Source organism: Pantoea sp. ACRSB (assembly GCF_022346905.1).
Lineage (GTDB): Bacteria > Pseudomonadota > Gammaproteobacteria > Enterobacterales > Enterobacteriaceae > Pantoea > Pantoea piersonii.
The window spans coordinates 221,721-234,231 of the sequence record NZ_JAKRNL010000002.1 but is presented as its reverse complement, the minus strand read 5'-3'; the positions used below and the strand labels follow the sequence as shown (position 1 = coordinate 234,231).

At 55.8% G+C, this 12,511-nt stretch carries 15 protein-coding genes; 3 read left to right on the top strand and 12 right to left on the bottom strand.

Annotation, left to right across the window (positions count from 1 at the left end; genetic code table 11):
- Positions 1-66 precede the first annotated feature (66 nt).
- The gene (dgcQ, locus tag MHZ89_RS07395; protein ID WP_311783011.1) at positions 67-1,716 is read left to right on the top strand and encodes a cellulose biosynthesis regulator diguanylate cyclase DgcQ; all 1,650 of its coding nucleotides are present in this window, start codon (positions 67-69) and stop codon (positions 1,714-1,716) included.
- Here dgcQ and MHZ89_RS07390 read toward each other — a convergent pair.
- From MHZ89_RS07390 to MHZ89_RS07380, 3 genes are all read right to left on the bottom strand, one after another.
- Complete coding sequence (locus tag MHZ89_RS07390; RefSeq protein WP_311782467.1) at positions 1,713-2,933, bottom strand: glycosyl transferase; 1,221 nt, start codon at positions 2,931-2,933, stop codon at positions 1,713-1,715. The two genes, dgcQ and MHZ89_RS07390, sit on opposite strands and share 4 nt — an antisense overlap.
- Positions 2,934-2,966: 33 nt before the next feature.
- A complete protein-coding gene (locus tag MHZ89_RS07385) occupies positions 2,967-3,755 on the bottom strand; it encodes a mannosyl-3-phosphoglycerate phosphatase-related protein (protein ID WP_311782466.1) in 789 nt (262 codons plus the stop codon).
- Between the two features lie 346 nt (positions 3,756-4,101).
- A complete protein-coding gene (locus MHZ89_RS07380) occupies positions 4,102-4,335 on the bottom strand; it encodes a DUF2525 domain-containing protein (protein WP_311782465.1) in 234 nt (77 codons plus the stop codon).
- 359 nt (positions 4,336-4,694) lie between these two features.
- Here MHZ89_RS07380 and MHZ89_RS07375 point away from each other — a divergent pair, with 359 nt between their 5' ends.
- Positions 4,695-4,853, top strand: coding sequence for a YqaE/Pmp3 family membrane protein (locus MHZ89_RS07375; RefSeq protein ID WP_033749833.1), 159 nt, complete (start codon positions 4,695-4,697; stop codon positions 4,851-4,853).
- 53 nt (positions 4,854-4,906) lie between these two features.
- Positions 4,907-5,101 (top strand): protein DsrB, encoded by a 195-nt coding sequence (dsrB, locus tag MHZ89_RS07370; RefSeq protein WP_311782464.1) that lies wholly within the window; start codon positions 4,907-4,909, stop codon positions 5,099-5,101.
- A 113-nt stretch (positions 5,102-5,214) separates the two neighbouring features.
- Here dsrB and MHZ89_RS07365 read toward each other — a convergent pair whose 3' ends face one another.
- The 9 genes from MHZ89_RS07365 to fliL form a co-directional block, all read right to left on the bottom strand.
- Positions 5,215-6,927 carry a methyl-accepting chemotaxis protein gene (locus MHZ89_RS07365; RefSeq protein WP_311782463.1) on the bottom strand — a complete coding sequence of 571 codons (1,713 nt, stop codon included), beginning with the start codon at positions 6,925-6,927 and terminating at the stop codon, positions 5,215-5,217.
- 135 nt (positions 6,928-7,062) lie between these two features.
- Positions 7,063-7,698 carry a transcriptional regulator RcsA gene (gene rcsA / locus MHZ89_RS07360; protein WP_033749830.1) on the bottom strand — a complete coding sequence of 212 codons (636 nt, stop codon included), beginning with the start codon at positions 7,696-7,698 and terminating at the stop codon, positions 7,063-7,065.
- A 635-nt stretch (positions 7,699-8,333) separates the two neighbouring features.
- On the bottom strand, positions 8,334-9,119 hold the full coding sequence (gene fliR / locus MHZ89_RS07355) for a flagellar biosynthetic protein FliR (RefSeq protein WP_311782462.1): 786 nt from the start codon (positions 9,117-9,119) through the stop codon (positions 8,334-8,336).
- Complete coding sequence (fliQ, locus tag MHZ89_RS07350; RefSeq protein ID WP_311782461.1) at positions 9,119-9,388, bottom strand: flagellar biosynthesis protein FliQ; 270 nt, start codon at positions 9,386-9,388, stop codon at positions 9,119-9,121. Before fliQ ends, fliR begins: the two co-directional genes overlap by 1 nt.
- A 26-nt stretch (positions 9,389-9,414) precedes the next feature.
- Positions 9,415-10,146, bottom strand: coding sequence for a flagellar type III secretion system pore protein FliP (fliP, locus tag MHZ89_RS07345; protein ID WP_311783010.1), 732 nt, complete (start codon positions 10,144-10,146; stop codon positions 9,415-9,417).
- Positions 10,146-10,544: a flagellar biosynthetic protein FliO gene (gene fliO / locus MHZ89_RS07340; protein ID WP_311783009.1), complete on the bottom strand. Its 399-nt coding sequence runs from the start codon at positions 10,542-10,544 to the stop codon at positions 10,146-10,148. The genes fliP and fliO overlap by 1 nt, the downstream gene beginning before the upstream one ends.
- A gap of 5 nt (positions 10,545-10,549) precedes the next feature.
- On the bottom strand, positions 10,550-10,954 hold the full coding sequence (gene fliN / locus MHZ89_RS07335; protein ID WP_120453576.1) for a flagellar motor switch protein FliN: 405 nt from the start codon (positions 10,952-10,954) through the stop codon (positions 10,550-10,552).
- Positions 10,947-11,954, bottom strand: coding sequence for a flagellar motor switch protein FliM (fliM, locus tag MHZ89_RS07330; RefSeq protein ID WP_033749825.1), 1,008 nt, complete (start codon positions 11,952-11,954; stop codon positions 10,947-10,949). The genes fliN and fliM overlap by 8 nt, the downstream gene beginning before the upstream one ends.
- A 4-nt stretch (positions 11,955-11,958) precedes the next feature.
- A complete protein-coding gene (gene fliL / locus MHZ89_RS07325) occupies positions 11,959-12,444 on the bottom strand; it encodes a flagellar basal body-associated protein FliL (protein ID WP_311782460.1) in 486 nt (161 codons plus the stop codon).
- Positions 12,445-12,511: the final 67 nt, after the last annotated feature.

Sequence of the window (12,511 nt, the reverse complement as noted above, 5' to 3'; positions counted from 1 at the left end):
CGCATTTTCTGATCCACCACGCCTGTTATAATCGCCCGATGTTAGTTATTCGGAGCATCGTTGCTGATGGTTGTTTTGCCGCTCTCCGTCCGAACGTTACGTCCCGAGCTGCGTGTTCACCTCTTGTTTTTAGCGGTCTTGCTGTTCTCCTTTTTTCTGACCCTGCGCGAGCTTTACACCCTGCATGCGAACTATGAAGACAGGCAGCGCGCCGCGCTGGCAGATATGCAGAACGGGCTGGAAAGCCAGTTTCAGGAGAGCATTGACGGGCTAATCTACTATCGCCGCATGTTCACTTACGCGCTGTCGCATCCGCTCGACGCCGATCACGGACGCCGCGCGCTGGCGGAGTTTAATCAGCTGCGCCGCCAGCCCGCCTGGCAGCTGCGGCTCAATATGCCGCGCAGCATGCCGATAAACGGCGTTGGTGACAGCGAGCTGGCGCAGGATAATCTGCTGCAACGCGATGCGGCGCGACTTAACGGCGAGCTGCTCGCGGCGCTGGAGTTCAGCTTTATTATGCAGTTCAGCGATGCGGAGGCCGATTTCCATTCGCGCTTCTGGTACACCTCGCGCGCCGGTTTTTTTATCAGTTCGCGTCCGCCGCAGAGCCTGTCAGCCATTTCCGCCAGCTATGCTACCGTCGTATCGCGTCCCTGGTTCCGCGCCATCTCGGCCCTGGCTTCTTCTCAGCAGCTGCGCTGGTCTGGCGTCTATCAGGGCGCGAACGATGAGGGCGCCATGCTTACGGTCAGCACACCTGTCTTCAGCAACGGCTACTGGTATGGCGTGCTGTCGATGGATTTTAGCCAGCAGCGTATCGCCAGGCTGCTGGGCAGCATGCGCCATAGTGCGTTGCAGGGGAGCGTGATGCTGCTGGATAAAGCGCAACAGCCCCTGGCGTCGCTTAACGCATCGGACGGTAAAGCGCTGAGCAGCAGTGCGCAACAGCGGCTCTACGCCCAAATGGCGCGTCAGCCGCAGGGCGCGCTGCGGCTGGAGAGTCAGTTTATCAGCTGGCGCAGGCTGAAAAACGTGGACGGCTACCTGCTGAATCAGCAAACGCTGGCGCAGGGGCTGCGGCAGGATTTAGGACATGCCATGCTGTTTATGCTTGCGATGTGGCTGCTGTTCGTACTCCTGCTGCTGGTGGCGCATCAGGTTATCGTTCGTCTGGTGCGGCGGCTGAGCCAGCTCTCTGCCCGGCTGGAGTGGCGCGCCAGCTACGATGGCCTGACGCGTCTGCTTAACCGCAGCGCCTTTTTTGAGCGCTTTGAGGGGGAGACGGCACGCTGCCAGCAGCTCAATGCGCCGCTCTCGGTGATTCAGCTCGATATCGATCACTTTAAATCCGTCAATGACACCTGGGGCCATCAGGCGGGCGACCAGGCGCTGATGCGCGTCGCCGCGATTATCGCTCAGGCGTTGCGTAAAGAGGATTTGGCCGGGCGCGTGGGCGGCGAGGAGTTCTGCGTGGTGCTGCCTGACACCGGGCTGGCAGATGCGCAAAAGGTGGCGGAACGTATGCGACAGCGGCTGGCGGCCAAAACCATTCTGGTGAATGCCAGCCGCTGCTTTAGCGTGACGCTCTCCGCGGGCGTCGCCAGCAGCGAAGAGCAGGGGGATTACCAGGCGACGCGCTTACAGGCGGAAGCGGACCGCCGACTCTATCTGGCAAAAAGTCAGGGCCGCAACCGCGTGGTGGCTGAAGGTTAAACCTTACCGTCGTTGTCCTCTTCCACCGCCTGGTAGATACGCTGCAAAATATCGGGGAAGGCGGACTGAACGCGGCTCCAGCTGGGAATAAACGGCTTGTCGTTAGGGCGCTCGATAAAGGCCTGTCCCGCTTCCAGAATCGACTGGGTAAACATTTCCACCGCCGCCTCTTCGGTGTGCTGATCGAACTTCAGGCCGTTCATCGCCGCCTCATGGTTGTAGATCTCCATCATATCGAGCGCGTTGCGGTAGTAGGTCGCCTTCAGCACGCGAAAGGAGTCGCTGGTGAGCGGCACGCCCATCGTCGCCAGTTTGCGCAGCAGCGACTGCACGATATCGCTGCTCATACGCTTCAGGCCGCCGGTGCCATCATCTTCCGCCAGCGGCTGATGCTTGTGGTCATAGTTGTCGGCGATCTCCACCTGGCAGGTCTGGCGCGTGGTGTAGTTGCGGTAAATTTCCGACAGCACGCCAATCTCCAGCCCCCAGTCGCCGGGAATTTTAATGCCGTTAAGCACATGGGTGCGCATGGCGAATTCGCCCGACAGCGGATAGCGAAAGCTGGCCAGGTAGTCGAGATATTCGGAGTGGCCATAGACCTTCTGCAGCGAGCGCAGCAGCGGGCCAACCAGCAAACGTCCAACGCGGCCATTAAGCTTGCCGTCGGCGACGCGCGCGTAAAAGCCTTTGCAGAACTCATACTGGAACGCCGGATTCGCCAGCGGATAGAGCAGGCGCGCCAGCATGCCGCGTTCATAAGTGACGATATCGCAGTCGTGCAGCGCCACGCACTGGGTGCGATCCGAGGCGAGCGTAAAGCCGGTGCAGAACCAGACGTTGCGTCCTTTGCCCGGCTGGGAGGGAGATAGCCCCTCTTTATCCAGCTCGGCATCAATTGCCTTCAGGCGCGGGCCGTCATTCCATAAAATGCGGTGGCGCTGCGGCAGGCGCGAGAAAAATTCGCGCGCGTAGAGAAACTGATCGCGGTCGGCGCGATCGAGGCCAATCACGATCTCGTCAAGATAGGGCACTTTAGCCAGCTCATCGACGATATGTCCCAGCGCCGGCCCTTCCAGTTCAGAAAAGAGCGACGGCAGAATCAGCCCCATTTTGCGTTTGCGCGCGAAGCGCACCATCTCTTTTTCCAGCGACTCTACGCTGCGGTCGGTCAGATTATGGAAATTGGTAATCACGCCATTCTGATAAAAATCACTCATCGCGCTATCCTTTTGATAAACAGTGGGTGCGGCTTAATCTGGCTGGCTCAGAAAATAATCAAGACCTTCTTTCCAGCCTTCGGGGCCGTAATGCGCCGTATGGTAGATCTGCTGCGCGTCTTGCCGGGTCAGCGAGACTGGCGTTTTGCTATAGCCTTTGATCACGACGGCGTAATCAACCGCATCGAGCATGGGTGCATCGTTGGGGCCATCGCCAAGGCCGATAGTGGTGGGAACATGGTCATACTGGCCGAGCAGCCAGCGCAGCGCTTCGCCTTTGCCGCTGCCTGTCGGCATTACATGCCAGAAGCGGCCGCCCTGCGTCAGCTGGAGCTGATGCTGCGCCAGCGCGGCGCGAAACGCCTCCAGCTTCTCTTCATCGTCGCGCCAGACAATCACTTCCGACGCCTCTCGCTGGCGCGCCAGCGTGGCTTCGCCTTCGGCAAGGCCAGTCATCGCCGCAACCTCAGCATTGCTGAAATTACAGAAGCCCTGAAAACGAAAGCGCGACTGCAACGTGCTGAGCGTCTGACAGAGCGCATCGTAGCCGGGGCTTTCGGGGGGAACGCGCACGCGCCGTTGTGCTGACATCTGCACCAGCGCGCCATTTTCAGCAATAAAGGGGATGCCTGTCAGGCCTATCCGCTTTTGCAGCGGCACAATTTCAGCGGCGGTTTTACTGGAGCAGATCACCACCGGCACCTGATTACGCTGTAGCTCGGCCAGCCACTCTGCGGCAGCATCCCAGCGGTAGGTATGATGATCGAGCAGGGAACCATCCAGATCGGTAATGACTAACAGCGGCTGTTGCAAACTGGGCATAGCAGGCTCCTTGCGACATTAACTGGCGGATTTTCAGTATTATAGTTGATGAACGATTGCGCCTTCTTTTCGCCCGTCGCGCGCTACTTCCAGGATAATTCTTAAATCGAAGCGGATAAGCGAGGCGGGATGCACAAAGAGTGCATGGTCGAGAGCCGCTAAATTCAGGCTGTTCCCGGTAACTTCCCCGTCTTTTTAGCGGAAAAGGTTACAGGCTTGTGCACAGAGAGTGCTTGTCTTAACGCAGGGCAGGCGTACCCTGCTGAGGTGTCAAGAATTTCCTGGTGTAACGAATTAATTGAATATTTACCCGGCGCTCCCTGCCGGGTATTTTTTTGCCGCGCGGTTAGCGGTTCAATTCATTACAGGTGCAGTCGCGAATATCCAGTTCGTACTCATCCGCCAGCTCAATACTGCTTCCCCATGCTCTGCCGCCGGTGCTGAGGTGACGGCTGTTATCCGCCTCCGGAAAAGAGTGAGGCATTTCCTGCGCTTTGCCCGGCAGGCTTTCCAGCAGCGACTCCACGTCGGGTTTATCGTCGTGCTGAAGATCGGTACCGCTTGCGTTTGTCTGTGCCATTATCGCTCTCCTTTTTAACAAAGGATTTACAGGCTTTCTCCGACCACGGATCGCGGCGGATCGACTAAGTATAGCTGGCGGGCAAGGTTGTCTAAGGAATCTGTGAAGGAGAGTAAGGCAGGCAAAAAAAAAGCCCGCGCTGCGCGGGCAAAATCCTTGTTACTTTTAGGTTGACTGCCCCTTTGGGGTGGGGCAGTGAGGAAAGTGTAAAAGGTAGCCGTGTCAGAAGTCTTGTTGCGAAACGTAAAGAAAGCGAAAAGTTACGCGCTTACTTAAATTTACCTGGTTTTTCCTTTTTAATCAGCCACATCGTCTATAGTTAGCAGCAAAGTAAAAAACTGACGCGACAAGGAGAGACCATGGATTTGTTACGCATCATTATCGCTATTATTTTGCCGCCGCTGGGCGTATTTATGCAGGTCGGTTTTGGCGGCGCATTCTGGCTCAATATTTTACTGACGCTGTGCGGCTATATTCCCGGCATCATCCATGCGGTTTGGGTAATTGCGCGTCGCTGAGGCAGGCCTCTTCGTTTACACTGATGCCAGGAAAATCATCAGGAGCAACGTGCATGAAGGTCAATGACCGCGTAACCGTGAAAACCGACGGCGGCCCGCGCCGCGTCGGCACTATTCTCGCCATAGAACCCTTTAATGAAGGCGTCATGTATCTGGTGGCGCTGGAAGATTATCCGTTGGGCATCTGGTTTTTTAATGAGGGCGATCATCCGGAAGGGGTATTTGTGGAGCCTTACCAGGAGAATTAAAAGGCTATTTACGCACCATCCCTCCTGACAGCAGGAAATAAAAAGGCGCCCGCAGGCGCCTTATTTAATGCTTAATCTGTCCTATTCAAAACGCCTTTTACTGCCTGGCGGCGTCAGAATGTTTCCCAGTTGTCATTGCCTGGAGCCGCCAGCGCCGGACGCGGGGAGGCGAGCGGCGATTTCAGCGCGGGCGAGGCAGAAGCGGATGAAGTGGCCGGACGCGCGGGCGTATCCTGCAGGCGGAAGGCGGCGACCGCCTGGGTCAGCTTGCCTGCCTGATCCTCCAGCGACGCGGCCGCTGCCGAAGCCTCCTCAACCAGCGAGGCGTTCTGCTGCGTAACGTTGTCCATCTCGGTCACCGCCTGGCTTACCTGCTGAATACCGCGGCTCTGCTCATCCGAGGCGGCGGCGATTTCCGACATAATATCGGTGACGCGGCGTACCGCCTCAACGATCTCGCCCATGGTTTCACCTGCTTCGCCCACCTGATGCGAACCGTCTTTAATCAAATTGACCGACTCCGCAATCAGCGACTCAATCTCTTTAGCCGCCTGGGCGCTGCGCTGCGCCAGACTGCGCACCTCGCTTGCCACCACCGCGAAGCCGCGACCCTGCTCACCGGCACGCGCCGCTTCCACCGCGGCGTTCAGCGCCAGAATATTGGTCTGGAAGGCGATACTGTTAATGACGTTGGTGATTTCGGCGATCTTCTTCGAGCTGCCGGAGATATTGGTCATGGTTTTAACCACGCCGTTAACCAGTTCGCCGCCGCTGCGCGCTTTGCCAGAGGCGTCTGCCGCCAGCTGGCTGGCGTGGTGGGCGTTCTCGGCGTTCTGCTTCACCGTCGCGGTCAGCTGCTCCATACTGGCGGCGGTTTGCTCCAGCGCGGCAGCCTGCTGCTCGGTACGGGAGGAGAGATCGGTATTGCCGGCTGTGATCTCGCCGGATCCCTGATAGATGGCCACTGCGCCTTCGCGCACCGTACCGACGGTTTTCACCAGCGAATCCTGCATCAGCTGCAGATTATGCAGCAGCGTGCCAATTTCGCTGCGACCGTGTGGTTCCGGCGGCGCGGTAAGATCGCCCTGAGCGATGCGCTCTATGCGCGTGACCGACTGACGCAGCGGATTGATCACGACGCGACGCAGGAAGACAAAAGTCACCAGCGTCAGCAGCAAGGCGGCGACGAAAGCGACCGCCATGGCAATAAAGCCGATGCGCGACTGATGCTCAGCCCTGGCGTTAATGGCGTCAGCGCGCTGAGTGCGGAGTTTGATGGCCTGCAGCAGCACCTCGTTATAGGCATTGTCGAGTTTACGCGTGACGTCGGTCTCCTGCGCAATAATGCCTTCAAAGCTGCCCTGCTTGCCGGCGTTGATCATCGGCTTTACGCCCTTCTCAACATAGTCGTTGAAACGCGCCGTTAACGGCCCGTCGAGCGCGATATCTTCCGGGGTTTTGACTTTGCGGTTCTGATAGACCCTGAAGCCCTCCTGCGCCTGCTGAATGCGCTTCTCGGTAGCGGCGATGCTGGCTTTGAACTCATCCATTTCGCCGATGCGGGCGGCGGCGCCAGCCTGAATAATCGTCAGTCGTGCGGTGCGCAGATGGTTTGAACTGTTGGAGATCCCCATGCGCACCTGGATCTCATCGGTGGCGTCCCGCAGCGACTGGTTGCTCTGAACCAGAAAGTAGCTGGCAAGGGCGATACAGAGGGCGAACAGCAGCATAATGCCGCCAAAAATCATACTAAAGAGCGGCACCAGACGCAGGTTGCGCCACAGGCCAGCCTTGAACGGCGTAGAAGAAGCTAGTGAGGTGTTCATATCCTTGATCTCATGTCGGGGGTATGAGGCTAACATCGGCAGAGAAAGGAAAAGGGTGAGGGGAGGGAATGAGATCTTGCTCGCAAAAATGGCGAAAAAAAACCGGCCTGGTTAGCCGGTTCTTTCGCTGATTAACTATCTCACATTGACATAAATGCCTGAGGTCACATTATCAGTTAAGCGCACCACATGGTAGATAACCTGTTTATTATGGGTTTTGATCTTGCGCTTAATATTGCCTTTATGTGACGAAACGGTTTTGGCTTTAATTTGCATCTTGTCTGAAATTTGAATGGTGTCATGACCTGACATCCACATTTTCAGCATATTAGACTCAGTCTGACTTAATGTCAGCGGGTGCACATCCAGTCCTGAAGAAATACGGGTAGATGCGTTGAGTTTTTTCTGCAAATAAGTGCTAAGTAAAGAGTCCAGCGTCGTCGTTTTTATCGATTTTGACGTAATAATCAGGTTCTTACGAACGTAGAGGTATTCCTCAAAATGGATATTAGAAATCGCCATAAAGATAAAAAACAGCGTTTCAGGATGCTGCATAATAATGTTTCGGATGCGGTCGCTGGAATCCGATTCATGAATAAAACATTCTTCGTTAATAAACACTACGCCAGGTTTTAACTGTTCGCAGCGCTGCTGTAATTGCTCAATATCGGAGACGGAAAAGATGTTTTTCTTTTTGACTCCCTTACAGGACATGTAGTCCGATAATCCCAGGCGTGTGTAGTTGCATGAATCCATAATAATCGTTGGCATGTTTAGCGACCCTCACCAATTTGTTATCCGTTTAAATCAACGATGAATTACGCGTTGCGGTACGAGAGAGATTTCTAAGACACTTTTTTATTCTGCTCAGCAGTCTGGCGACAGGCCATACGCCTGCCAAAAGTATTCTTCCCTGACCCGTTTCTGCAAAGTTGTTTTTGTGCTGCCTTGACGTCACTTATCCCTCCAGTGATAGCGGGAATCGCTGGCGGTTTGCAATAAGCGTGCATAACACCCTGTTTTGAGAGCCCCGTCACTATCGCGCATAACACACTCAATTCTGATAGGACGATTCTTAAAAACATTTGCTTAGCGAAAGTGTGACGTTTTAGCGAGTGTTGACAATGCCGGAAAAAAAAGGTCCTGACAAGAAAAATCGTTAAAGGATTTTTTTTGTTCGAAAACAACCTGTTGCCGATTTTGTCAACGATTCCACTGAGTTAGCGATGCCGGGAATCTGTGAAATAAAATACTTGAAGCGGGGTTTAATAAGAATAATTTTCAGAGTCAGTTCTCATTTATCAGAATTTCCTTAGTTGATTTCTGAGAAAACTGGTTTGAAAAATGCACAGAATGTTTTAAGTGGCTTAAGTATCACTTCAGAAAGATAGTGAGATACTTAATCATCAGGGTTGAGACAGTTCCGAAAGAAACTGGGCGAGCAAATCAAAGACTTCGCTGAACAGATGCTCACAGAAGGGCGCAACCAGTGGCATCATCAACCCCATGGTCAAAATTCCCACTGTTAAGGTAATTGGAAAGCCAACCGCGAAAATCGACAGCTGAGGTGTAACACGGTTTAACAAACCCAGTACCAGGTTTATCAGAAGCAGCAGGACGATTAAGGGTAGCGCTAACATCATGCCATTAAGGAAAATTAACCCGCCCGCTTTGACCAGTGCATTAAAAGCATTGGCGTTTAGCGGCTGCCCGCCAATCGGCAACGTATGAAAACTGTCCGCCAGTAACGAGATCAGCCACAGATGTCCGTTAAAGGTCAGGAAGAGCAACATCGCCAGCATATCGAGAAAACGCGCCAGCACCGGCATATTCAATCGGCTGCCTGGATCGAAAAAGGTGGCGAAAGAGAGCCCCATCTGTAAACCAATCACCTCGCCGGACAGGCGCACCGCAGCAAATGCCAGCTGCATTGTGAACCCCAGGCCGATGCCGATCAGCATCTGCTGAAGCAGCAGCCAGAAACCAGCAGGTGAAAACAGCGTGACCTCGACCGAAGGCAGCGTCGGTACCATTATCCAGGTAATCAGCGCCGCCAGCCCGATCTTCACCCGGTTGCTGATGGCGCGCTCGCTCAGCAGCGGCGCCGTGGCGAACAGCGCCAGCATGCGCGCCAGCGGCCAGAAAAACTGACTGACCCAGTGAACCAGCTGGCTGCTGTCGAGCGTGACCATCAGCCGATCATATAAGGCAGGTTGGTAAACAGGGTGCGGATATAGTCCAGCACCAGATTCAGCATCCAGGGCCCGGCAATGACCGCTGTCGCCGCAACGGCCAGCACCTTCGGTATAAATGAAAGCGTCTGTTCGTTAACCTGAGTTGCGGCCTGCAGCAGGCTGATAATCAGGCCGCTGACCAGCGCCGCCAGCAGCAGGGGCGCGGCAAGCATCAGCGCCAGGCGCATCGCTTCCTGGCCCATTACCATTACGGATTCTGGCGTCATTTATATCTCCGGGGGAATCGGAATAATCAGGAATAGAAGCTTTGCGCCAGGGAGCCGACTAATAACTGCCAGCCATCCACCAGTACAAAAAGCATCAGTTTGAAAGGCAGCGAGATGGTTGCCGGCGGCACCATCATCATCCCCAGCGCCATCAGCACGCTGGCGACCACCAGATCGATAATCAGAAACGGAATAAAAACGGTAAAGCCAATCTGGAAAGCGGTTTTCAGCTCGCTGGTTACGTAAGCAGGCAGCAAAATGCGCATCGGCACCGCTTCTGGCCCCTCAATTGGCGCGGTATTCGCCAGGCGGGCAAACAGCGCCAGATCTGCTTCGCGCGTCTGGCGCAGCATAAAGTCGCGCAGCGGCTGCGCGCCTTTCTCCAGCGCCACATCCATGCTGATCTTGTCCTGGCTAAAGGGCAAATAGGCTTCGTCGTAAATCTTGTCGAAGGTCGGCGCCATAATAAAGAAGGTCAGAAAGAGCGCCAGGCCAAGCAACACCTGATTCGGCGGTGCGGAGGGCGTGCCGAGCGCGTTGCGCAGCAGGCCGAACACGATGATGATGCGGGTAAAGCTGGTCATCATCAGCAGTACGGCGGGAATAAAGGTCAGCGAGGTAATAAAAACCAGCGTCTGTACCGGCAGCGACCAGCTTTGCCCGCCGTTGGGCAACGCATGGCTGACCAGGCCCGGCAGCTGGGCGTGAGCGGCCGGCGCCAGCAACAACAGTGGCAGAAGAGGAAGCAGTCGACGCATCATTGGGGTTTTCCGGGACGTTTAACCAAATTCTGTAACAGCTGACGAAAATCTTGCGGCGCGGCGGAAGCGGGCGCGCGTTCATCTGGCGCCACCGGCGGCAGCGTATGCAGATGAGTAATTTGCGCCGCCGTGACGCCCAGCACCAGGCGCGCCTCGGCGGTATCCACAATCACCACGCGCTCGCGCTGGCCGACCTGTACGCTGGCGCTCACCTTCAGGGCCTGGTTGCTTACCGTTTTTGGCGCAAAGCCGAGACGGCGCGCCAGCCAGGCGCAGGCGAGGATCAGCAGTACAATCACGGCCAGCACGCTGCTGACCTGGGTCACGACGGAACCGGCTGAAATTGCCGGAGCCGCGGGCGCCGCGGGTTGCAGCGCGTGGGACTGGGTATTCATCATACTTAGCGGCTCAGACGACGCATACGTTCAGACGGCGTAATGATATCGGTGATACGCACGCCATATTTATCGTTCACCACCACGACCTCGCCCTGAGCGATCAGATAGCCGTTGATCAGGATATCCAGCGGCTCGCCAGCCAGACCATCCAGCGCCACCACGGAACCCTGCGTCAGACGCAGCAGCTCTTTGATGGTCATTTTGGTGCGGCCCAGCTCAACGGTGAGCTTAACCGGGATATCCATAATCAGGTCGATATCCTGCAGCGAACCGGCAGCGGCGCTGCTCTCGAACGTTTTAAACACGTCGTCGCTCTGCGGCGCGCTGGTGGCGGCCTGCTCGTTCATCGCCTCAGCCCACAGATCGTCCGCAGAAATGTCGTCGGACGGTTTATTGCTGTCACTCATTGGGCTGTTCCTCATTCAGCGAATTCAAAATCGGGTTAATCAAATGCTCGACACGCAGGGCATACTGGCCGTTCATGGTGCCGTACTGACTGGTCAATACCGGTACGCCATCGACGTGCGCGATAATGCGCTCCGGTTTCTCGATTGGCAGCACATCGCCGGGCTTCAGCTGCAAAATACGCGACAGACGCAGCGAGGTTTCGGCAAAGTGCGCAATCAGCTCCAGTTCCGAATGCTGGACCTGTTTCACCAGGTTTTCGCGCCAGTGGTTATCCTCGGTACGGGAGTTTTCCAGCGGCGGGTTGACCAGCAGTTCGCGCAGCGGCTCAATCATCGAGAACGGAATACAGATGTTAAACTCGCCCACCAGGTTACCAATCTCGACCTGGAACGGCGTGTTGACCACGATATCGTTCGGCGAGGTGGTGATATTGGTGAACTTAACCTGCATCTCGGAGCGAACATATTCCACATCCAGCGGATAGATCGCCTTCCACGCGTCGCTGTAGCCTTCCAGCGCCAGTTTCAGCATGCGGCGGATAACGCGCTGTTCGGTGTGGGTAAACTCACGGCCTTCCACCTTAGTGGGGAAGCGACCGTCGCCGCCGAACAGGTTATCTACCGCGATAAACACCAGACTGGGCGAGAACACCACCAGCGCGGTTCCGCGCAGCGGTTTCAGGTGGATCAGATTCAGGTTGGTTGGCACCGGCAAATTGCGGGCGAACTCGTGGTACGGCTGAATCTTGATCGCACCGACGCTGATATCCGGGCTGCGGCGCAGCAGGTTAAACAGCGCCATACGGAAATGTCGGGCGAAACGCTCGTTAATAATCTCCAGCGCCTGAAGGCGCTCGCGCACCACGCGACGCTGGGTATTAGGGTCGTAAGGACGAATGTCGCCTTCCGGCCCGCTTTGACTCTTTTCATCTACCGCGCTGTCACTGTCGCCATTAAGCAGCGCGTCAATCTCAGCCTGGGAGAGAATGCTATCGCCCATTGATTTACCTCAATATGAAGGCGGTAAACAGCACGTCAGTTACCACCTGCGCAGGCTGTCCTTTCACCAGCGGAGGTGACAGCACCTGCTTAATCTGTTCAATCAGCGCCTGCTTACCTTGCTCCGACGCCAGTGTGGCGGCGCTCTGACGAGAGAGCAGCAGCAGCAGACGGCTGCGCACTTCCGGCAGATAATCATTCATCCGACGACGGGTATCCTCATCCGGCAGACGCAGGGTAAAGCCTACGTACAGCACGCGGTCAGGATCGTTGTCAGGATTGACCAGGTTGACCGTAAAGGTATCAAGCGCAAAAAAGACGGGAGCGGGCGGTGGTTCAACTTTCGCGGCTTCCGGTTTATCGCTATCGTGTTTATTCATCATTCGCCAGGCTGCATAACCTGCCACGCTACAAGCGGCCAGCGTTACAATCAGTAACACCGGAATTAAGAGTGAACGTTTGCGGCCTTTTGCTTTCGCGTTATCAGACATTTTTGCAGTAACTTCCTGTGAATTATTGGCAAACCTCTCGGTTTGCCTGGACAGATTATCCCGCGTC